General features: G+C 67.3%; 17 protein-coding genes. 4 read left to right on the top strand and 13 right to left on the bottom strand.

Annotated elements, in window-relative coordinates; all coding sequences use genetic code 11:
• Positions 1-21: 21 nt before the first annotated feature.
• The 4 genes from prpF to prpC all read right to left on the bottom strand — a co-directional run bounded on the left by prpF (position 22) and on the right by prpC (position 6375).
• The gene (gene prpF, locus AC3ANW_RS04015) at positions 22-1215 is read right to left on the bottom strand and encodes a 2-methylaconitate cis-trans isomerase PrpF (RefSeq protein ID WP_488343914.1); all 1194 of its coding nucleotides are present in this window, start codon (positions 1213-1215) and stop codon (positions 22-24) included.
• 309 nt (positions 1216-1524) lie between these two features.
• A complete protein-coding gene (gene acnD, locus AC3ANW_RS04010) occupies positions 1525-4155 on the bottom strand; it encodes a Fe/S-dependent 2-methylisocitrate dehydratase AcnD (protein ID WP_488343913.1) in 2631 nt (876 codons plus the stop codon).
• A gap of 25 nt (positions 4156-4180) precedes the next feature.
• Positions 4181-5170 (bottom strand): tripartite tricarboxylate transporter substrate binding protein, encoded by a 990-nt coding sequence (locus AC3ANW_RS04005; RefSeq protein WP_488343912.1) that lies wholly within the window; start codon positions 5168-5170, stop codon positions 4181-4183.
• A gap of 50 nt (positions 5171-5220) precedes the next feature.
• Positions 5221-6375 carry a bifunctional 2-methylcitrate synthase/citrate synthase gene (prpC, locus tag AC3ANW_RS04000; protein WP_488343911.1) on the bottom strand — a complete coding sequence of 385 codons (1155 nt, stop codon included), beginning with the start codon at positions 6373-6375 and terminating at the stop codon, positions 5221-5223.
• 126 nt (positions 6376-6501) lie between these two features.
• Between prpC and AC3ANW_RS03995 the strand changes: the two genes are divergently transcribed.
• Positions 6502-7926, top strand: a complete 1425-nt coding sequence (locus AC3ANW_RS03995; protein ID WP_488343910.1) for a short-chain fatty acyl-CoA regulator family protein — start codon at positions 6502-6504, stop codon at positions 7924-7926.
• A 22-nt stretch (positions 7927-7948) separates the two neighbouring features.
• On the opposite strand, the gene AC3ANW_RS03990 is transcribed toward AC3ANW_RS03995, so the two are convergent.
• The 6 genes from AC3ANW_RS03990 to AC3ANW_RS03965 are packed head-to-tail and all read right to left on the bottom strand — an operon-like array spanning position 7949 to position 14736.
• A complete protein-coding gene (locus AC3ANW_RS03990) occupies positions 7949-8413 on the bottom strand; it encodes a MarR family winged helix-turn-helix transcriptional regulator (protein WP_488343909.1) in 465 nt (154 codons plus the stop codon).
• A gap of 30 nt (positions 8414-8443) precedes the next feature.
• Entirely contained in the window at positions 8444-10138 is a 1695-nt protein-coding gene (locus tag AC3ANW_RS03985) for an acyl-CoA dehydrogenase family protein (RefSeq protein WP_488343908.1), read from the bottom strand.
• 4 nt (positions 10139-10142) lie between these two features.
• Positions 10143-11138, bottom strand: coding sequence for a Bug family tripartite tricarboxylate transporter substrate binding protein (locus AC3ANW_RS03980; RefSeq protein ID WP_488343907.1), 996 nt, complete (start codon positions 11136-11138; stop codon positions 10143-10145).
• Between the two features lie 36 nt (positions 11139-11174).
• A complete protein-coding gene (locus AC3ANW_RS03975) occupies positions 11175-11948 on the bottom strand; it encodes an SDR family NAD(P)-dependent oxidoreductase (protein ID WP_488343906.1) in 774 nt (257 codons plus the stop codon).
• 29 nt (positions 11949-11977) lie between these two features.
• A complete protein-coding gene (locus AC3ANW_RS03970) occupies positions 11978-13891 on the bottom strand; it encodes a feruloyl-CoA synthase (RefSeq protein WP_488343905.1) in 1914 nt (637 codons plus the stop codon).
• Positions 13892-13947: 56 nt separating this feature from the next.
• Positions 13948-14736, bottom strand: coding sequence for a crotonase/enoyl-CoA hydratase family protein (locus AC3ANW_RS03965; RefSeq protein ID WP_488343904.1), 789 nt, complete (start codon positions 14734-14736; stop codon positions 13948-13950).
• A gap of 137 nt (positions 14737-14873) precedes the next feature.
• Here AC3ANW_RS03965 and AC3ANW_RS03960 point away from each other — a divergent pair, with 137 nt between their 5' ends.
• Together AC3ANW_RS03960 and AC3ANW_RS03955 are read left to right on the top strand one after the other, a co-directional pair.
• Complete coding sequence (locus tag AC3ANW_RS03960) at positions 14874-16067, top strand: thiolase family protein (protein WP_488343903.1); 1194 nt, start codon at positions 14874-14876, stop codon at positions 16065-16067.
• Positions 16068-16098: 31 nt separating this feature from the next.
• Positions 16099-17658: an acyl CoA:acetate/3-ketoacid CoA transferase gene (locus AC3ANW_RS03955; RefSeq protein ID WP_488343902.1), complete on the top strand. Its 1560-nt coding sequence runs from the start codon at positions 16099-16101 to the stop codon at positions 17656-17658.
• On the opposite strand, the gene AC3ANW_RS03950 is transcribed toward AC3ANW_RS03955, so the two are convergent.
• Together AC3ANW_RS03950 and AC3ANW_RS03945 are read right to left on the bottom strand one after the other, a co-directional pair.
• Positions 17655-18623 carry a Bug family tripartite tricarboxylate transporter substrate binding protein gene (locus AC3ANW_RS03950; RefSeq protein ID WP_488343901.1) on the bottom strand — a complete coding sequence of 323 codons (969 nt, stop codon included), beginning with the start codon at positions 18621-18623 and terminating at the stop codon, positions 17655-17657. The two genes, AC3ANW_RS03955 and AC3ANW_RS03950, sit on opposite strands and share 4 nt — an antisense overlap.
• Before the next feature lie 83 nt (positions 18624-18706).
• Positions 18707-19486, bottom strand: a complete 780-nt coding sequence (locus AC3ANW_RS03945) for a helix-turn-helix transcriptional regulator (RefSeq protein WP_488343900.1) — start codon at positions 19484-19486, stop codon at positions 18707-18709.
• Between the two features lie 79 nt (positions 19487-19565).
• On the opposite strand from AC3ANW_RS03945, the gene AC3ANW_RS03940 reads away from it, so the two are divergent.
• The gene (locus tag AC3ANW_RS03940; RefSeq protein ID WP_488343899.1) at positions 19566-20033 is read left to right on the top strand and encodes a DUF3237 domain-containing protein; all 468 of its coding nucleotides are present in this window, start codon (positions 19566-19568) and stop codon (positions 20031-20033) included.
• Positions 20034-20089: 56 nt separating this feature from the next.
• On the opposite strand, the gene AC3ANW_RS03935 is transcribed toward AC3ANW_RS03940, so the two are convergent.
• Positions 20090-21109: a porin gene (locus tag AC3ANW_RS03935; protein ID WP_488343898.1), complete on the bottom strand. Its 1020-nt coding sequence runs from the start codon at positions 21107-21109 to the stop codon at positions 20090-20092.
• Positions 21110-21257: the final 148 nt, after the last annotated feature.

Below are 21257 nucleotides of genomic sequence, written 5' to 3'. Positions count from 1 at the left end.
GCGCCTGCCGGGGTCGACGGCTCAGAAGCAGTCGCCCGGCACCCGGACGAAACCTTCCATCAGCACGCGCGCGCTGCGGCTCATCAGCGCCTTGGTGACGACCCACTCGCCGTCCACCAGCGAAGCCTCGGCCCCTACCCGCAAGGTGCCGGAAGGGTGACCGAAACGCACCGCCGTGCGTTCGCCGCCGCCCGCCGCCAGGTTGACCAGCGTACCCGGGATCGCTGCCGCCGTGCCGATGGCCACCGCGGCCGTGCCCATCATCGCGTGGTGAAGTTTGCCCATGGAAAGCGCCCGCACCAGCAGGTCGACATCGTCCGTGCCCACCTGCTTTCCGCTGGAAGCCGCATAGGCCGCGGGAGGCGCGACGAAGGCCACCTTGGGTGTGTGTTGCCGTTTGCCGGCTTCGTCGATGTGGCCGATGAGTCCCATGCGCACTGCGCCGTGGGCACGGATGGTCTCGAACTTCGCCAGCGCCGCCGGGTCGCCGTTGATCGCGTCCTGCAGTTCGGTGCCGGTGTAGCCGATGGACTCGGCGTTGACGAAGATGGTCGGGATGCCCGCGTTGATCAGCGTCGCCTTCAGGGTGCCGACGCCGGGCACATCCAGGTCGTCGACCAGGTTGCCGGTCGGGAACATCGCGCCGCCGCCGTCACCGTCGCCCTCTTCCGCCGGATCGATGAATTCCAGCTGCACCTCGGCTGCCGGAAATGTGACGCCGTCGAGTTCGAAGTCACCGGTTTCCTGCACCGCGCCATCGGTCATCTGCACATGGGCGACGATGGTCTTGCCGATGTTGGCCTGCCAGATGCGCACCGTGGCCAGGCCGTCGCGCGGAACCCGCGCCGGGTCGATCAGGCCGTTGGAAATGGCGAACGGCCCGACAGCCGCAGACAGGTTGCCGCAGTTGCCGCTCCAGTCGATGAAGGGCTGGTCGATGGAGACCTGTCCGAACAGGTAATCCACATCGTGGCCGGGCCGTGTGCTCCTGGACAGGATTACCGTCTTGCTGGTGCTCGACGTGGCAGCGCCCATGCCGTCGGTCTGCTTGCCATAGGGGTCCGGGCTGCCGATGACCCGCAGCAGCAGCTTGTCGCGTGCGGAGCCGGCCTGTTGCGCCGCTTCGGGCAGGTCCTGCAGGCGAAAGAAAACGCCCTTGCTGGTGCCGCCGCGCAGGTAGGTGGCGGGGATCTTGATCTGGGGTTGATAGCTCATCTTGTATGTCCTGTCATTGAGGTCGGCGGGCAGCGAAGACCGCCGCCGGGTAGTCCCCTCCGCAAATGTCCCCCGGACTGCGCTGCGCGCATTCCTCCTCCTTCACTTTCCTGCGTGGCCCACCCGTCGCCGGTCCTCGCCCGACGACCATGCTCGATCGTCCGGGAATTACCCAGGCCGTCGATGGATCGGGTCGGCGGTGCGCTCTGCTCGGCGAAGTAAAGGAGGAGGCCGCAGGCCGGGGGACATTCGCGGAGCAGAGTGCGCCGTCGGCGCGATCGGCCCCTGCCCTGCCAACGCGTATGTCCTTCATGCGGCCTGCGCAGCAGTAGCAGAACCAGCAGAAGAAGAGGAAGAAGAGGAAGCCAGGAAGTCCTGAGCAAACCGTTGCAGCACCCCGCCGGCCTCGTAAATGGAAACCTCTTCCGCCGTATCCAGCCGGCAGGTCATGGGCACATCCACACGTTCACCACTGCGACGATGGATCACCAGGGTAAGGTCGGCGCGCGGCACCCGCTCGCCCACCACGTCGTAGGTTTCGGTCCCGTCCAGCCCAAGCGTCAGCCGGTTGACGCCCGGCTTGAACTCCAGCGGCAGCACACCCATGCCGATCAGGTTGGTGCGGTGGATGCGCTCGAAACCCTCGGCCGCGATCGCCTCGACCCCCGCCAGCCGCACGCCCTTGGCCGCCCAGTCGCGCGAGCTGCCCTGGCCGTAGTCGGCACCGGCGATGATGATCAGCGGCTGCTTGCGCTGCATGTAGGCCTCTATGCCTTCCCACATGCGCAGCACGGTTCCCTCGGGTTCCAGCCGGGTGAGCGAACCCTTCTGGACCTTGCCGTCGACAACCGCCATCTCATTGACCAGTTGCGGGTTGGCGAAGGTCGCGCGCTGGGCGGTCAGGTGGTCGCCGCGATGGGTGGCGTACGAATTGAAGTCCTCCTCCGGCAGGCCCATCATGTGCAGGTATTCGCCGGCCGCGCTGTCCCGCAGGATGGCATTGGACGGCGACAGGTGGTCGGTGGTGATGTTGTCCGGCAGCACGGCCAGCGGACGCAGGCCGGTCAGAGTACGAATGCCTGCCAATGCGCCTTCCCAGTACGGCGGCCGGCGGATGTAGGTGCTCTGGGGACGCCAGTCGTACAGCGGGCTGATCGCCTCGCTGCTGGCCACGCCGATCCTGAACATCGGGTCGTACACCCGGCGGAAATGCTCGGGCTTGACGCTGCTGGCCACGATGGCGTCGATCTCGGCGTCGCTCGGCCAGATGTCCTTCAGGGTGACCGGGCGGCCCTGGGCATCGGTGCCCAGCGTGTCCTTCTCGATGTCGAAACGCACCGTGCCGGCGATCGCATAGGCCACCACCAGCGGCGGCGATGCCAGGAAGGCCTGCTTGGCGTACGGGTGGATCCGCCCGTCGAAATTCCGGTTGCCCGACAGCACCGCCGTGGCGTACAGGTCGCGGTCGATGACCTCCTGCTGGATGGCCGGATCCAGCGCGCCAGACATGCCGTTGCAGGTGGTGCAGGCAAAGGCGACGATGCCGAAACCCAGCTGCTCCAGCTCGCTCAGCAGGCCGGCTTCTTCCAGGTACAGCTGCACTGCTTTCGAGCCCGGCGCCAGGGACGACTTGACCCACGGTTTGCGGGTCAGGCCCAGACGGTTGGCGTTGCGCGCCAGCAGCGCTGCGGCGATCACGTTGCGTGGATTGCTGGTGTTGGTGCAGCTGGTGATGGCCGCGATGATCACCGCGCCGTCGGGCATCCGGCCGGGGGTTTCTTCCCACTTACCTGCGATGCCGCGCGCAGTCAGGTCCGATGTCGGCAGGCGTTTGTGCGGGTTCGACGGGCCGGCCATGTTGCGCACCACGCTCGACAGGTCGAAGCTGAGGGTGCGTTCGTATTCGGCGGTCCTCAAGGCGTCGGACCACAGCCCCGTCTGTTTTGCATACAACTCCACCAGGCGCACCTGTTCGTCTTCGCGGCCGGTCAGGCGCAGGTAGTCGATGGTCATGCGGTCGATGGAAAACATCGCCGCCGTCGCACCGAACTCGGGGGTCATGTTGGAGATGGTGGCGCGGTCGCCCAGGGTCAGGGCGGCAGCCCCTTCGCCGTGGAACTCCAGGTAGGCGCCGACCACCTTCTGCAGGCGCAGGAATTCGGTCAGCGCCAGCACGATGTCGGTGGCGGTGATGTCGGGCCGCGGCCGGCCGGTCAGTTCGACGCCGATGATGTCGGGCAGGCGCATCCACGAGGCCCGGCCCAGCATCACGCTTTCGGCCTCCAGTCCGCCGACGCCGATGGCGATCACGCCGAGCGCGTCGACATGGGGGGTGTGGCTGTCGGTTCCGACCAAGGTGTCGGGAAACGCGACACCGTCTTTCGTGTGCACCACCGGGCTCATTCTCTCGAGGTTGATCTGGTGCATGATCCCGTTCCCCGGCGGTATCACCTCGACGTTCTCGAAGGCCTTCTTGGTCCATTCGATGAAATGGAAACGGTCCTCGTTGCGTCGGTCTTCGATGGCCCGGTTCTTGGCGAAGGCATCGGGATCGAAACCCGCGAACTCCACCGCCAGCGAATGGTCGACGATCAGCTGGGTCTGCACCACCGGATTGACCTTGGCGGGGTCGCCGCCCATGTCGGCGATGGCATCGCGCAGGCCGGCCAGGTCCACCAGCGCGGTCTGGCCCAGGATGTCGTGGCAGACCACCCTGGCCGGAAACCAAGGGAAGTCATGGTCGCGTCTGCGTTCGATCAGCTGGCGCAGCGACTGTTCCAGGATGGCCGGGTCGCAGCGCCGCACCAGGTTCTCGGCATGCACCCGCGAGGTGTAGGGCAGCTTGTCGTAGGCACCCGGCTGGATGGTATCGACGGCTTCGCGGGTGTCGAAATAATCGAGCGTGGTGCCCGGGAGGTTTTTTCTGTATCGGGTATTCATCGTGTCCTGACTGCATGCCACCGGGTCATTCGGTGGCCTTGATTCCTGCGTCCTTGATGACCTTGCCGTAACGCACGATCTCGGCCTTGAGCAAGGCGCCGAACTGCTCGGGTGAACCACCCGCCGCGCCCACGCCGGTGGGTTCCAGCCGGGCTTCCATCTCCTTGCCGCGCAGGCCGGTGTTGAGTTCGGCATTCAGCCGGGCGATCACCGCGGGCGGAACACCGCGCGGCGCCACCAGGCCGTGCCAGGCGACCACGTCGTAATCGGGCAGGCCGCTTTCGGCCACCGACGGAATGTCCGGGTAAGCCGGCAGCCGTCTGGCGGTGCCCACGCAAAGCGCCCGCAGCTTGCCGGACTTGACGTGCTGCATCAGCGCCTCGGTGCCGGCGAACAGCATGTCCACGTTGCCGGCCAGCAGGTCGTTGACCGCCGGGCCGGTGCCCTTGTAGGGCACGTGGGTGCATTTCACCTTGGCCATGTCGAACAGGTATTCGGTGACCACATGCAGGTGGCCGCCCGCGCCGCTGGAAGCGAAGGTCAGCTTGCCCGGGTCCTTGCGGGCGAGCGCCAGCAGTTCCTGCAGGTTCTTCGCCGGCACCTTGGCATTGACACACAGCACATAGGCACCCCGCGACAACTGGATCACCGGGGTGATGTCGGCCACCGGGTCGAAGTTGAGTTTGTAGAGCGCCGGGTTGACCGTGTAGCTGCCGGCGACCAGCAGCAGGGTGTAGCCGTCGGGCGCGGTCTTCACCGCATATTCGGTGCCCAGCAAGCCGCCCGCGCCGGGCCGGTTCTCGACCACCACGGACTGGCCCAGCCTTTCGGTCAGCACCCCGGCCGCCACCCGTGCCATGAAATCCGAACCGCCACCCGGCGTGAACGGGCAGACGATGCGCAGCGGATGATTCGGGAAGGCCGCCTGCGCCCGGGCCAGGCCCGGCAGGGATATGGCGGAGGCGGTGGCCGAGGCGATGGCGCCAGCGGTGAAGGTACGGCGGTCGAGGGTCATGTTGTGTCTCCGGTCAGGGTTGTTCTGCGACACCCCTGAACCTGCAACCGTCACACCCGCTCGGCAATCGGGACAAACGTCAGGTCTTCCGGGCCGGTGTAGTTGGCGCTCGGCCGGATGATCTTGTTGTCGACCCGCTGCTCCATGATGTGCGCCGCCCAGCCCGCCGTGCGTGCGATGACGAACAGCGGTGTGAACATGGCGGTAGGCACACCCATCATGTGGTAGCTGACGGCGCTGAACCAGTCGAGGTTGGGGAACATCTTCTTGGCGTCCCACATCACGGTTTCGAGCCGCTCGGCGATGTCGAACATCTTGCGCGAACCGGCCTCGTCGGACAGTTGCCGGGCGACTTCCTTGATGACCACGTTGCGTGGGTCGCTCACCGTGTAGACCGGGTGGCCGAAACCGATCACCACTTCCTTGGCCTCGACCCGGCGGCGCACGTCGGCCTCGGCTTCGTCGGGTGTGTCGTAGCGTTTCTGGACCTCGAAGGCGACCTCGTTGGCGCCGCCGTGCTTGGGGCCGCGCAAGGCGCCGATGCCCGCGACAATGGACGAATGCATGTCAGAGCCGGTGCCCGCCACTACCCGGCAGGCGAAGGTGGATGCGTTGAATTCATGTTCGGCATACAGGTTGAGCGACACATGCATCGCCTTCTGCCAGCTCTCGGGTGCCTTGCGGCCGTGCAGCAGCGTGAGGAAGTGGCCGCCGATGGAGTCGTCGTCGGTCTCGACCTCGATGCGTTTGCCGTTGTGCGAGAAGTGGTACCAGTACAGCAGCATCGAACCGAGCGATGCCATCAGCCGGTCGGCGATGTCGCGTGCGCCGGGCGCGTTGTGGTCGTCCTTCTCGGGCAGCACGCAGCCCAGGGCCGAAACCGCCGTGCGCATCACGTCCATCGGATGGGCGGCGGCGGGGATCTGTTCCAGCACCGTCCGCACCGAAGCCGGCACGCCGCGCAAGGATTTCAGGCGGGCCTTGTAGCCGCGCAGCTCGGCTTCGGTCGGCAGCTTGCCGTGCACCAGCAGGTAGGCGATCTCCTCGAATTCGCAGCGGGTGGCGATGTCCAGGATGTCGTAGCCGCGGTAGTGCAGGTCGTTGCCGGTGCGGCCCACGGTGCACAGCGCGGTGTTGCCGGCGGTGACGCCCGACAGTGCGACGGATTTCTTTGGCTTGAAGGCGGGGGCGGCGGTTTCGCTCATGTCGTGTCTCGCGGTTGTTATTTTTCGCAATCTACGCAAAATGGTTTGTTTCCGCCAGGGTTTCCGGCTGAAATTCTGCGAATGCAGCCCTAAATTTCTGCGAACTTTGCGAAGAAGAGCCTATCCATGAACAAGAAATTCATCGGCGTACGACTGCGCAAGCTGCGCGCCGAACGCGGGCTGTCGCAAGGCGCGCTGGCGCAGGCCCTGGGCCTGTCGCCAAGCTACCTGAACCAGATCGAGCAGAACCAGCGGCCGCTCACCGTGGCGGTGCTGCTGAAGATCAGCCAGGCGCTGGGTGTGGATGTGCAGCAGTTCTCCGACGACGAGGAAGCCCGCCTGGTGGCCGACATGCATGCCGCCCTGGCCGATAACCCCGGCGGTGAAGTGGTGTCGCTGCCCGAACTGCAGGAAGTCGCCGCGCAGATGCCGGCGCTGGGCCGGGCCTTGCTGGCCCTGCACCGGCGGCACCACGAAGCCAGCCAGCGGCTGGAGGCGCTGGCCGCACGGCTGGGAGACGGCCGCGACGAACTCGCCTTTGCCGAACCCATGCCCTTCGAGGTGGTGCGCGACTTCTTCTTCGCCAACAACAACTACTTCGATGGGCTGGACCGCGCCGCCGAAGCCCTGGCCGCGGAGGCGCGCGGAACCAACCTGCCGCTGGCCGACTGGCTGCAGCAGCGCCTGGTGTCGCGCCACGGCCTGCGGGTGATGGAATCTCAGGACGACCGGCTGCAGAACCCGCGCCGCTACGACGCCGAGCGCCAGGTGCTGTGGCTTTCCGCCGCCCTGGAGCCGGGGCAGCGCAACTTCCAGCTGGCCACCCAGCTGGCGATGATGGAAATGGGCGAACCCATCGCCGCGCTGATCGAGTCGGGCGGGCTCGGCAGTCCGCAGGCCGGCGCGCTGGCCCGCATCGGCCTGTCCAACTATGTGGCGGGCGCATTGCTGCTGCCCTATACGCTCTTCCTGGCCGAGGCCGAACGCCAGCGCTACGACATCGACCAGCTTGCCCATCGTTTCGGCGTGGGTTTCGAATCGGTCTGCCACCGCCTTTCGAGCCTGCAGCGGCCGGAGTCGCCGGGCGTGCCCTTCTTTTTTATCCGGGTGGACCGGGCGGGCAACATCTCCAAGCGCCAGTCCGCCACGCATTTCCACTTCAGCAAGATCGGTGGCACCTGCCCGCTGTGGAACGTGTACGAAGCCTTTGCCCAGCCCGGCCGGGTGCTGCGGCAGCTGGCCCGCATGCCGGACGGCCGTGCCTACCTGTGGATCGCGCGGATGGTCTCGCACGAGCAGGGTGGCTACCGCTCACCGCGCAAGACCTTTTCCATCGGCCTGGGCTGCGACATCCGCCATGCACCGCGGCTGGTGTATTCCCGCGGGCTCGACCTGCAAGACGCCGCCGTGCCGACGCCCATCGGCATGGGCTGCAAGGTCTGCGAGCGGCCGGCCTGCCCGCAGCGGGCGTTTCCGTTCATCGGCCGGCCGCTGCACGTGGACGAGAACGAAAGCCGGTTCGCACCCTATGGTTTCGTGGGGCCAGCCTGAACCACGACCGGGCCGCAGACGTTCAGGTGTAGACCTTCTTCAGCAGATCCAGCAGCGTCTGCCGTTCTTCTGCCGACAGGCGCGCCGTGGCGTCGATTTCCAGTTGCGCCACGCTCTGTTCGGCCTTGCGCACCAGCGCCGCTCCGGAACGTGTGAGATGCAGCCCGATGGCCCGGCCGTCGGTCGGATGCGGCTTGCGGGCCACCCAGCCGCGCTTGTCCAGAGAACCGACCAGGCTGACGAAGTTGGGCGGCAATATGTTGAGCGCGGTGCACAGCTGGCGCGAGGTGGCGCCCGGGTTGTGGGCGATCAGCGAAAGCACCGAGAAATCGACCACCGTCAGGCCGTAGACACTCATGCGTTCCATGAACACGTCGATGATCGACAGGGCGGCGCGGCGGGCGTTGTAGCCGACCAGGGTGTCCAGGAAGGTGCTGTCGAGACCTGTGTTCGCGACGGGAACGACTTCGGTAGAGGGGCTTGCCATCGGCCGATTCTGCCCTGAGGCCATGACTTTTCAGGCGACCAGTTGCCGGCCGACCAGTGCCAGGCGGGCATCGAAGCCGGGCAGCACCCTTTCGCCCAAGGCCAGCGCCGGTGCGCTCCAGCGGGCATCACCCGCGGGAACCACGGCGGCGATGTGTCGCCAAGCCCAGTCCAGCAGCCAGATGGCCACGGCCTGCAGCCAGTCGTCGGCCAGCCGGTGCGGTGCTGCAGCGTCGGCCCGCTGGGCGGCGGCGATGCGCAGCACAGTCTGGCGCAGCACGTCGGCCCGGTCTGCCAGCGCCGCGTGCCCGGGCCCCGGCGGGCATTCGTCCAGCAGGTCCGACAGCCACAGGCCGAACGCCGCGCCACCGTCGGGCAGCGTCTTGCGGACCAGCAGGTCGATCGCCTGGATTTCGTTGCTGCCCTCGTAGATCATGGTCACCCGTGCGTCGCGCACGATCTGCTCGATGCCCCAGTCCCGCACATAGCCGTGGCCGCCCAGCACCTGCAGGCATTCGCTGGCGCCCTGGAAGGCCTGGGCGGTCAGCGCGGCCTTCAGCACCGGGGTGATGAAACTGCACCAGCGTCCGGCCTGCGCGCGCCGGGCCGCGTCGGCATGGTGCTCGGCCTCGTCCAGCGCCAGGGCGGTGCGAAAACCGAGCAGCCGGCCGCCGTCGATCCAGGCGCGCTGCACATCGAGGATCCGCCGGATCGCGGGGTGGTCGTGAAGCAGGCTGGGGCTGTCGCCAGCGGCACCGGGAGCCCGCATCTGCCGGCGTTCGGCCGCATACCCATCGGCGATGCGCCACGCCGCTTCGAGCAGGCCCACACCCTGGAAAGCCGTGTGCAACCGCGCCGCATTCATCATGCGGAACATGGCCGCCAGTCCCTGGTGCGGGCCGCCCAGCAGCCAGCCGGTGGCATCGTCGAAACGCAAGCTGCAGGTGCTGCTGGCGTGCAGGCCCATCTTGTGTTCGATGCCGTCGCAGACCACGCCGTTGGTACTGCCGTCGGCCAGCAGCTTCGGCACCAGGAAGAGCGACAGCCCGCGCGGCCCGGGCGGCGCATCCGGCAACCGCCCCAGCACCAGGTGAACGATGTTGGCCGTCAGGTCGTGGTCGCCGCCGGTGATGAAGATCTTGCTGCCCCTGACCCTCAGGCTGCCATCTGCCTGCGGCGTGCCGGTCGTGCGCAGCAGGCCCAGGTCGCTGCCCGCATGCGATTCGGTCAGGCACATGGTGGCCAGCGTCTCGCCGCTGACCAGCCCCGGCAGCCAGGCCGCGCGCAGGGCGTCGTCACCCGCGTGGCGCAGACATTCGCAGGCGCCGGCCAGCAGGCCGGGCGCCATGTTCCAGGCCTGGTTGGCCTGGGCCAGCAGGTCGTCGATCAGGCTTTCGATGACCGGCGGCAGGCCCTGCCCGCCCTCTTCGACCGGCCGCGCCAGCGAAGGCCAGCCGGCCTGCCACCAGTCCGCGTAGGACTCGGCAAAACCCGGCGGCATGGTCACCCTGCCGGTCACCGGGTCGTAGCGGCAACCCTCGCGGTCGCCCGTGGCCTGCAGCGGGGCGATGCGGCCGTCGATGAAGGCGGCGGCCTCCTCGATCACCTGCCGCGCCAGGTCGGCGTCGGTGTCAGCCCGCACCGGCAGCGACTGCCAGCGGGCCGGTGCCTTCAGTACGTCGAACAGCAGGAAACTGGCGTCGGCAAGGCTGGCGGACATGGGCATCGGGTCAGGATTCGGCGGTGAAACCGATTTCCTTGACGATGGGCATCCAGCGGTCGTATTCCTCCCGGGTCATGCGGCCCAGCGCTTCCGGTGTCGAGCCGGCCGCGACCAGGCCGAAGGTGGCCAGGCTGTCGACCACCGCCTGCTCGCGCAGCGCCTTGTTGATGGCCGTGCTGGCGGCGCTCACCACGGCGGCCGGGGTCTTGGCCGGTGCGTAGAAGCCGTACCACTCGTCGAAGTTGATGTAGCCGAAACCCTGCTCGGCAAAAGTCGGCACGTCCGGCGTGAAGGGCGTGCGTTTGGGGCCCGAGGTCGCCAGGATGCGCAGCTTGCCCGCCTTGGCGTTCGGCACGAAGTCGCCCACCGGCGTGAACATCGAGGCCAGCTGGCCGCCCATCACATCGGTGATGCCGGGTACTGAGCCGCGATAGGGAATGTGCTTGAGTTCGACCCCGCTGTTCTTGGCCAGCAGGGCACCGATGAAATGCGGAATGGAGCCGGCCGCCGGCGAGCCGTAGCTGGCCAGGTCCGGATGCGCCTTGGCCCACGCCAGGTAATCGGACACCGTCCGGACACTCGCCGGCACCACCGGGCCGACCGCCAGGCCGTGCGAAAAACTGGCACCCAGCGACACCGGCGCCAGGTCGGTGAACGGGTCGTACGACAGTTTCTTGTAGATGCCCGGCGCCACGGTGAGGATGGAATGCGGCGTCAGCAGCAGCGAGGTGCCGTCGGGCACGGCGTTCTTCACTGTCTCGACGGCGATGCGGCCGCTGGCGCCGGTCTTGTTGTCGACCACGCCGGCGGTTCGCACATAACCGGTGGTGTTGAGTTTTTCGGCCACCCGCCGCGACATCACGTCGGCGGTGCCGCCCGCTGGAAAGCCGCAGACGATGCGGGCGGTCTCCAGGTTCTGCGCGAAGGCAGACATGGGAAACAGCGAGGCCAGGGTGGCGCCACCGGTGGCGGCCAGCAGGGAACGACGATTCAGGTTCTTCATGGTTTGTCTCCTTCTTTTATGGGTCGAATCGGCAGGTCAGCGCGGCGCCATGCGCAGTGCGCCGTCGAGGCGTATCACCTCGCCGTTCAGGTGCAGGTTCTCGGCGATGTGAACGGCGAGGCGGGCGAATTCGTCGGGCCGGCCGAGGCGGGGCGGGAACGGGATCGACTTGGCCAATGTCTCCTGCACCGCTTCCGGCAGCTCCAGCAATAGTGGCGTCGAGAACAAGCCCGGCGCTATGGTGTTGGCCCGGATGCCGTGCTGCGCAAGGTCGCGTGCCATCGGCAGCGTCATGCCGACGATGCCGCCCTTGGAAGCGCTGTAGGCCTGCTGCCCCACCTGGCCGTCGTAGGCGGCGATGGAGGCGGTGAACAGGATCACGCCGCGCTCGCCGTCTTCCAGCGGCGCCAGCGCGGCGCAGCGGGCGGCGAACAGCCGGGTCAGGTTGTAGGTGCCGATCAGGTTGACGTTCACCACCCTGGCGAAGTCTTCCAGCGGCGCCGCTGAACCGTCGCGCTGCACCAGCCGTTTGGCGGTGCCGATGCCGGCTACGTTCAGCAGCAGGCGCGCCGGGCCGAAGGCCGCGGTGGCGGCGTCCAGTGCGGCATTGACGCTGTCGGTGTCGGTGATGTCGCAGGCGAAGGCCCGCGCCTTGTCGGCACCGATGTCGGCGGCCACCTCGCGGCCTCGTTCGATGTTGCGGTCGAAGATGGCGACCCGCGCGCCGAGGCGCGCGAATTCGCGGGCAGTGGCTTCGCCGAGGCCGGATGCGCCGCCGGAAACGATGGCGGTCTGCTGGGAAATCTGCATGGTGGGAAAGTCCTTGATGTCCGTTTGTTTCAAGCCGCCTGGCGTGGCAGGACGAGGCCGTCGATGGCATTGCCTTCGTGCAGCGCCTCGACCAGCGCGGCCCGGTGCTGCAGCACCGCACGCTGGTTGATCGACCCTTTGTCCGTCGCCTCGCCCCGGTCGATGGACGGCGGCTCGGCCAGCACCAGCAGACGTGCCACGCGGGTCGCGCTGCCAGTGCCCTCGCTGCTCATCCGGTCGGCGAGTTGCTGGAAAAAAGCCCGAACCGGTGGCATGGCCAGCACCTGCGCGATAGGTGTGTCGGCTGCTGCGCCGGCCAGCTCGCGCACCGCCGGAGTCGGGAAAATCATGGCGCCGATCTCGTGCCGGTTGATACCGGTGATGACGCTGTCGTGGACATAGGGCGCACCCGCCGCCGAGATGCGGGCCCGCAGCGGCCCGACGTTGACGAAGGTGCCGGTGGCCAGCTTGAAGTCTTCTGCGATACGCCCGTCGAAACGCAGGCCGCGCTCGGGCCGGGCCGGGTCGATCCAGGCCAGCGCGTCGCCGGTGCAGAAGAAACCTTCCGCATCGAAACACTCGCGGGTGGCCTCGGGGTTGCGCCAGTATTCGGTGGTGATGTTGGGGCCGCGGTAACGCACTTCCAGCTTGCCGTCGACCGGCACCAGCTTGATCTCCAGGCCCGGGCAGGGCACGCCGACATCGCCGGACCTGACGCCGGTCGCATTGACGAACAGTGCGAACGGCCCGGACTCGGTCATGCCCAGTCCGGTGCCCATGACGATACGTTCGCCCAGTTCTTTTTCCTGTGCGCCGTGCAGGGCGTCCCACACCGGTTGCGACAGGCCGGCGGCCGCGTAATAGAACAGCTGCACCCGGCTCAGCAGCTTGCGGCGCAGTTCGGCGTCGTGCTGCATGGCCCGGGCGATGGCCTCGAATCCGGTGGGCACGTTGAAATACACCGTCGGCGCGATCTCGCGCAGGTTGCGCAGGGTCTCGGCCATGCCGGCGGGTGTGGGTTTGCCGTCGTCGATGTACAGCGTGCCGCCATTGAACACCGCCATGCCGAAGTTGTGGTTGCCGCCGAAGGTGTGGTTCCACGGCAGCCAGTCGACCAGCACCAAGTCGCCGTCGGCCAGCGCCGGCATCGACTGCGCCATCTGCTGCTGGTTGGCGCTCCACATGCGGTGGCTGATGACCACCGCCTTGGGCAGCCGGGTCGAACCCGAAGTGAACATGAAACGCGCGATGGACTCCGGCAACACTGCGTCGTGCGCGGCCTGGGCGGTTTCGCCGGGCGGCGTGGCACGCAGTTCGGCGAAGTCGGTGACACGGTCGCCGTGCGGGTGGCGGAAACTTTCGGCGCCGCGCGCCAGAACCACCTCGCAGCCAGCCGGCACCACGGCTTGCAGCGCGCCTCCGTAGCGTTCGGCGTCGGCCGCGAAGACCAGTCCGGGCGTCAGCGACTGGACCGCGTGGCGCAGTTTCCCGAAGTCCTGGCTCATCAACGAATAGGCCGGCGACACTGCGCAGAAGGGCACGCCGACCCACAGGCAGGCCAGGGTCAGCCGGGCGTGGTCCAGGTCGTTCTCGCTGACGATCAGCACCGGCCGGTCACGGTCCAGGCTGCGGTCGACCAGGGCCTGGCCGATGCGGCGGGCGTCGGCCAGTGCGTCGGCGAAGGACAGGTGTTCCCATTCGAGAAATGTGCCGTCGGTGGACTTCCGGCGGCGGGCGAACAGGGTGCGTTGCGGCCGTTGTCCGGCCCAGTGCTCCAGCCGATCGGCCAGCGAACGCGGGTACGGCAGCAACTGCGCTGTGCTGCGCAGGTATTGCACGGTCTGTGGTTTGCCGTCCGCACCGGTCTGCTGTTCTTCACGCAGTTCGACGCGGTCCACGCCGAACTGCACCGGGCGGTAGCGGGGTGTCTGTCTTTCGTTCACTGGCTTGTCTCCTGATTTTTCTTGGGGCCGAACGTGGCGACGGTGACTGTGTGGAGTCAGCCCGTGCGGCGCACCTTCTCGGCTCGGCCCTGCAAGAAGTCGGCGAGGCGTTGTTTGGCTTCGGGCGCCGACTGCGCGATGGCCGCCACCAGCGATTCGGTCAGCAGGCCGTGGTCGGTCGACTGCTCGGCGATGCGCGGCAGCACCTGGGTGAGCGCGTAGTTGGTCATGGGTGTGTTGGCAGCGATGCGGCGGGCCAGCTCCACCGCCTTCTGCAGTGATTCGCCGGCCGGCACCAGGTACTGCGCGAAACCGGCGCGTTCGCCCTCTTCCGCGCCATACACACGGCCGGTCAGCATCATGTCGGTCATGCGGGCGGCGCCGATCAGGCGCGGCACCCGCACCGAAGCGCCGCCGCCGACGAAGATGCCGCGCGAACCTTCGGGCAGTGCGTAGAAAGTGCTCGCGTCGGCCACCCGGATATGCGCGGCGCTGGCCAGTTCGAGCCCGCCGCCGACCACCGCACCATGCAGCGCCGCCACCACCGGCACCCGGCCGAACTGCACCGCGTCCAGCGCCTTGTGCCACATGCGCGAGTGGTGCAGGCCCTGCACCGCGTCGCGTTCGCTGAGTTCCGACAGATCCAGCCCGGCGCAGAAATGCTCGCCGCTGCCGTGGATGACCGCCGCACCCACCGACTCCGGCAGGGTCTCGAAGACGTTGCGCAGCGCCAGCACCAGGCCGTCGTTGAGCGCGTTGCGTTTGGCCGGCCGGTTGATGCGGATGACGGCGACGGTGTCCTGGATTTCCAGCAGCACGTCGGTACTGATTTGCGGTGCGGTCATGAAGTGGGCGACTCGGTGAAATGAGGGCGGATGAGCGATGAAGTCTTGTTCTGCAGGGCTTCGTTCGTTATAGTTTATAACCAGTTATCGGGTGCAACAACGCCCGGCCGGGTAAACACCAAGGAGACAAAAAAGACATGGACGCCTTCATTCCCTATGGCGCGTATTGGTCGACCCCCTTCGCCAAATGGCAGGGTTCGTTGTCCACGCTCGACCCGCTGCCGCTGGCCGCCCGCATCGCCCGCGCCGCCCTGGACAGCCGGGGCATCGACACCGCGGCGATCGACCTGGCCGTGCTGGGCCACACCAATCCCTACCCCGGCAGTTTCTACGGCCTGCCCTATGTCACCGGCCTGATGGGCATCGACCGGGTCGGCGGCCCGACGGTGCAGCAGGCCTGCGCCACCAGCGTGCGTGCGCTGCAGATGGCCGCGCAAGAGGTCGCCCTGGGCAGCGCCAGTTGTGCCCTGCTGGTGATGGCCGACAAGCAGTCGAACGGCCCGGTCGTGCATTACCCCAATCCGGCCGGCCCGGGCGGTTACGGCAAGTCCGAGAACTGGGTGATCGACAACATGGCGTTCGACCCGTACGCGAAGAACGCCATGCTCGAAACCGGCGAGAACGTGGCCCGCCGCTACGGCATCGACACCGCCGAACAGCATGCTGTCAAGCTGCACCGCTACGGCCAATACCAGCGGGCGCTGGCCGATGACCGGGCCTTCCAGCAGCGCTACATGGTGGATGTGCCGCTGGGCAAGAAGGGGTCGCTGTCGGAGGACGAAGGCATCTTTCCGACCACCGCGGAAGGCCTGGCGAAACTCAAGCCGGTGCGACCCGACGGCACCATCACCTACGGCGGCCAGACGCATCCGGCGGACGGCCATGCCGGCGCCATCGTCACCACCCGTGAACAGGCCCGCACGATGTCGTCGCGGCCCGAGATCGAGGTCGAGATTCTCGGTTTCGGCATGGCCCGCGTGGAGCCCGGCCACATGCCGATGGCCCCCTCGCCCGCCTGCCTCAACGCGCTCAGGGCGGCCGGCCTGCAGATGGCGGACATCGATGCGGTGAACACCCATAACCCGTTCGCCATCAACGACATCGCCCTGGCGCGCGACACCGGTTTTGCCTGGGAACGCATGAACAACTACGGCAGTTCGCTGGTGTGGGGCCATCCGCAAGCGCCGACCGGCCTGCGCTCGGTGATCGAACTCATCGAGGAACTGGTGCTGCGCGGCGGCGGCACGGGTTTGTTCACCGGCTGCGCGGCTGGCGACACCGGCATGGCGATCGTGCTGCGAGTCACCGACAGCGCATCGGTTTCGCGCTGAAATTCATCTACAAGAAAACGAGACAGAAACAATGAAAGTCATCACCCCCGAACAGGCCGGCGCACTCATCCGCGACGACGCCACGCTGTTCCTCGGCGGCCTGGCCATGAGCAGCCTGCCGGAAGAAATCCTCAAGGGCATCGAACGCTGCTTCCTAGACACCGGCCACCCGCGCAACCTGGCCACCTGGGCCTGTGGTGCGGTGGGCAACAGCCGCGATGGCGGCATGACCCATTTCGCCCATCCCGGCATGGTGCGGCGGGTGGTGGCCGGCCACTTCGGACAGACCGGCGCCGAGATGATGAAGATGGTGTTCGACGGCGAGGTGGAGGCCTACAACTTCCCACAGGGCTCCTTGTCGCAACTTACCCGCCACATCGCCAGCCGCTCGCCCGGCCTGCTGACGAAGGTCGGCCTGGGTACCTTCGTCGACCCGCGCCTGGAGGGCGGAAAACTCAACACCGCCTGCACCGAGGACCTGGTGCGCCGGGTCGAATTCGCGGGAAAGGAATGGCTTCACTACCCGTGCCCGCAGGTCGATGTGGCGCTGATCCGCGGCACGGTGGCGGATGAAGACGGCAACATCACGCTCGACAAGGAAGGTGTGCTGCTGGAGCAGTTGTCCATCGCCCAGGCTGCGCGCGCCTGCGGCGGCATCGTCATCGTGCAGGTCGAGCGTGTGGTGGCGGCCGGCAGCCTTCATCCCAAGGCGGTGAAGATCCCGGGCCTGGTGGTCGACTACGTGGTGATCGGCAAACCCGAGAACCACATGCAGACCATCACCACCGCGTTCGACCCGGCCCTGTGCGGCGATGTGCGCATCCCCATTCACGGCCTGCCGGTGATGGCGCTGGACGAACGCAAGGTGATCGCCCGCCGCGCGGCGCTGGAACTGACCCCCGGCGCGGTGACCAACCTGGGCATCGGCATTCCGGCCGGCGTGCCTTCGGTGGCGGCCGAGGAAGGCGTGGCGCACCTCCTGAAGCTGAGCGTCGAAAGCGGCGTCAACGGCGGCATTCCCGCGCAGGGCGGCGACTTCGCGCTGGGCTACAACCCGCAGTCCATCATCGAGCAGACCAGCCAGTTCGACTTCTACGACGGCGGCGGGCTGGACGCGAGTTTCCTGGGGCTGGCGCAGGCCGATGCGCGCGGCAACGTCAATGTCAGCAAGTTCAACGGCCGGCCGGTGGGTTGCGGCGGTTTCATCAACATCACCCGATCGACGAAGAAGCTGGTGTTCTGCGGAACCTTCACCGCCGGCGGGCTGAAGGTCGAAGTGGGCGACGGCAGGCTCACCATCGTCCAGGAAGGCCGTTCGCGCAAGTTCATCGACCAGGTGGAACAGGTCACCTTCAACGGACTGGATGCGGCCCGGCGCGAGCAGGAAGTGGTTTTCGTCACCGAACGCGCGGTGTTCCGGCTGGGCACCGAAGGACTGGTGCTGACCGAGGTGGCGCCGGGGGTGGACATCGAACGCGACGTGCTGGCGCACATGGCGTTCAAGCCGGTGATGGGCGAGGTCCGCACCATGGACCCCGCGCTGTTCCGCGAAACCTGGGGCGGCCTCGCCGCCGCGATCAACCCGGCTTAATCGGCCTTGAACCCCGAAGCCTTGACGGCCGCTGCCCAGCGGCCGGACTCGGCTTTCAGCATCCGTGCGCTGTCGGCGCGGCTGGTGCCGGTGATGGTGAAACCGGCTTCCTCCAGCGTGCGTCGCACCTGGGGGGATTGCAGTGCGTCCAGGGCGGCGCGGTTCAGTAGATCCAGCGTGGCGGCGGGCGTTTCGGCCGGTGCCATCAGGGCGAACCAGGCGGAGAAATCGACCTTGGGCATGCCGGCCTCGCCGAAGGTCGGTAAATCCGGCAACTGGCCACTGCGGGCCTGCGCGGTGGTGGCCAGGGCGCGCACCTTGCCGGCCTTGATCTGCGGCGCGGCCAGCGCGGTGGTGACGAATGCGCCCTGCACATCGCCTGCAACCAGTGCGGTGATGGCGTCGCCTGTGTTGCGGTAATGAATGGGTTCGATGCGGAAACCGCCCTGTTCACCGAACATCTCCGCGCCGAAATGCCCCGGTGTGCCGGCTCCGAAAGTACCGAAGTTGACCCGGTCGCCATTGGCCCTGGCGGCGGCGATGAAACCCTTCACATCCTTCACCGGCGACTGCGGCGGCACCACCAGCACGAAGTCGGACCGCACCACTTCGGCCACCGGCACCAGTTCCTTCACCGGGTCGTAGGCCAGCTTGCTGTAGGCCGCCGGCGCGATGCTGATGGAGCCGACTTCGGCCAGCAGCAGGGTGTAGCCGTCGGGTGCTGCCTTGGCCACGGCCAGCGCACCGATCTGCCCGCCGGCACCGGCGCGGTTGTCGACGACCACCGGCTGCCTGAGTTTTTCCTGGAGCTGCAGGCCCAGGGTGCGGCCCACCACGTCGGGGCCGGTGCCGGCGGGGAAACCGATGATCAGTTTCACCGCATGGTCGGGGTATGCCTGGGCAAAGGCGGCCATCGGCAGCAGCGCGATCAGGGGGCTGGAAAGCAGTAGTTGGCGGCGCAGCATGGTTGTCTCCGATTCTTTTTTTTTTTGAAGAGGTCAGTGTGGCCGCACGGCACCGTCCTGCTGTCGGTCGAAAAGATGACAGCTCAGGCCCGCATCACCAGTGCGAAGAGTTCGTTCTTGAAATGAATGCCGAGCCGCTCGAAAGCGCGTGCGCGGTAGGTCTTGACGGTGCCGACACCGAGGTCCAGCTGCGCGGCGATGCCATCGTAGGTCAGGCCGCGCAGCAGCAGTTCGAGCACGTCGAGTTCGCGGTCGGTCAGGCCGGGCCGGTGGCGTCGCAGCCATTCGCGCGCGCCGGCTGCGGGGTCGTCTTCGCTGCGGCAGTCGATGTGGCGCCGCACGGCGGCCACCAGCGGCAGGGCGACGGCTGCCAGGTGTTCGATGTCGGCCGCCGCGAAACAGCCCTGGCCCTGGTGCCGGTAGAGGTTGACCGCCAGCACGCCGCCGCCGGCACCTGGCTGCACCACCGACAGCCGTTCGAGCATGGCGTGGCGTTCGTAGATGGCCTGGCGGTGCGGTTCCGCCAGGTCGCCGGCGCCGGTCTTGAGCAGCACCGCGCCGTCCGCGGCGGCCGACTGGCGGGCGACGTCGAAGCTGCGGTCGGTGCGGTAAAGGCCTTCATTGCGGTAGATGGCGAAACACGCCGCCGTGGTGTCCACCGGCAGCAGGCTGGACGAAAGATGCATGTGCGGGGCGCGGCCCGGCATCAGCTCATAGACCGACCAGGAACCGATGGCCAGCAGGCCGCCCAGCCCGGCCAGGGTGTCCTGCGCGAAAGCCGGTGCGCCGATGTGCGATATGACCCGCGCCAGCAGTTGCTGTTCGGGCCTGAAGACCGACGGCGCGATGGTGCAGCTAGCCATGTGGCCCCCGGCGCACGACGTCGTCCTTTCGGATGACGGCACGGCATCTGCGGTCCATTAATGTCGGGCCATGCAAGACATGACCATTCCCGTTTTCCCGGCGCCCACGGCGCTCTGCCGCATCGTCTGCGACGTCGGTCCGCTGGTGTCGCTGGGGCAGGCTCCGCTCGGTGAACGCAGGTTCGTGCAATTGCTCGGCGGCCGGGTCGAAGGGCCGCATTTCGAGGGCGTGGTGATGCAGGGCGGTGTCGACTGGCAGATCGCCCGCGCCGACGACGTGCTGGAAATCGACGCCCGATATGTGCTCGAACTGAGCGACGGCGCGCGGGTGGAAGTGGAAAGCCGGGGCCTGCGTCATGGCGCACCCGAGGTGATGCAACGCCTGGCGGCCGGCGAGGCGGTCGCGCCGCACGAATACTTCTTCCGGACGGCCATCCGCCTGACCACCGGCGCGCCGGACTGGCGGCACCTCAACCGCACGCTGGCGGTTGGAATGGGCAGCCGGTACGCGACACAGGTGGTCATCGACGTGTTCCAGATCAACTGACCCAGCAGGGTAACAAGCACCCGGCGGCCGTGCGGACGGCCCCGGGCCTTGCGCCATCAGAAGGCGTGGCGGATGCCGATTTCGAAGCCGTTGGAATTTCCGCCTGCGCGGATCGGTGCCAGGGTGGCCAGGCCGTCGGCCGACAGGCTGCGGGTGCCCGCGCCCTTGTTGGCCAGGCGGGCCACGGTGCCGTAGACCTGGGTGCGCTTCGACAGGTTGTAGCCGTAGCCCAGTGCGAACTTGTTGAAGTCGTTCGCGCTGTCCTTGATGTCGTAGCGGGCCACGGTGGCGCGCAGTTCGCCTGCGCCGATGGGCGCGGTGGCACCGATCAGCAGCGAGTTCAGCTGGTTGTTGCCGGTGGGGTTGCCGTCGACCTTTTCGGTGCCGTAGAACACGATGGGCTTGACCACGCCGAAGTCCCAGGTGGCGGCGATGTTGGCGACCTTCAGGTCACGGCCGATGACGATGGGCGCCACATCGGAGGTGCCGATGATCTGCTTGGTCTGGCCGTAAGAACCCACCACGTTCAGCGGGCCGCTCTGGTAGCCGAAACGGCCGCCGATGAAGTTGCCTTGCTTGTCGTTGGGCGAGGTGCTGTTCTTCTCGCCGAACGCGTACTGCAACTGGCCATAGAAGCCGCCCAGGTTCTGCGGCAGGATGTAGCCGATGGTGTTGTTGTTCCAGGTGGTCGCATAACCGAAGTTGTTGGCTGCCTGGGTGGTGCCGATGCCGCGTGCGCCGAAAGGATCGAGCTGCGCCAGGTTCCACCAGGTGGGTGCGAAGTCGCGGCCCAGGCGCAGCTCACCCAGCGTATTGCTGGCCAGGCTGACGGTCGAACGGCGCTGGAAGAACAGGGCGCCGCCGGCGGTGCCGGTGCCGGCATCGACGCCCAGCGAACCTTCGAGCCAGAAGCCGGCCGACAAGCCGCCGCCCAGGTCTTCCGTGCCGCGGAAACCCAGCCGGCTGGGAGCGCTGCTGCCGCTCGACAGGCCGATGCGGTTGCCCGCACCGTCGCCGCTGACACGGGTCATGGCGACGTCGACGACACCGAACAAGGTGACTGACGACTGCGCCATGGCGCCGACGGATGCTGCCAAAACAGCCAAAGCAACCGCGCTCTTGATCAAACGCTGACCGATCATCTGGAATCTCCTCCGAATAAGTGGGTTCGCCGGCACCTTGTGTGGATGCCGTCCGAGGAGCCGATTTTCCAAGTCGATATAT

It is taken from the genome of Xylophilus sp. PBN-3R (assembly GCF_057747805.1).
The sequence above is the reverse complement of the archived record's forward strand: the minus strand, read 5'-3'. Positions and strand labels throughout refer to the sequence as shown.